Below are 520 nucleotides of genomic sequence, written 5' to 3'. Positions count from 1 at the left end.
TTTGAAGATTTTCGTGAGCACAGTGGCATTCGTGGTGCATCGAAAGAGTACTTGTCGAACACCTTGCGTAAGGCGCTCGGCAACGATCTTGCTAAAGGTTTGTTGAACAACCTATACGGTGACGAAATTCGCAACAACATGCAGCGTCTGCAATGGGTAGAGGCTGAAACGCTGGCGCGATTTATCGTCAACGAGCACCCGCAGATGCAAGCCATTTTCTTGGCTTATCTGCCAGCGGATAGCTCATCTGCCGTGCTGAAGCATCTGCCGCAAGACTACCATGATGAAATCATCTTCCGTATTGCGCAGCTGCAAGACATCGATCACCAAGTCGCGACTGATCTGCATGAACTGGTTGAACGTTGTATCGAAAAAGTGTCTGCAAGCCAAAGCGTACCGCTTTCTGGCGTTAAGCAAGCGGCAGACATCATCAACCGCTTTGAAGGCGACCGTGGTTCATTGATGGAAATGCTCAAACTGCATGATGAAGAAGTGGTTAACGCCATCAAAGAGAACATGT

Annotated in this window: 1 pseudogene; it reads left to right on the top strand. The window is 48.8% G+C overall.

Going from position 1 to position 520, the window contains the following annotated elements:
* Nucleotides 1-520 (top strand): annotated as a pseudogene (fliG, locus tag R7Q48_RS31010) (flagellar motor switch protein FliG); the annotation flags it as partial.

The organism is Vibrio sp. 378, assembly GCF_033339435.1.
The sequence above is the reverse complement of the archived record's forward strand: the minus strand, read 5'-3'. Positions and strand labels throughout refer to the sequence as shown.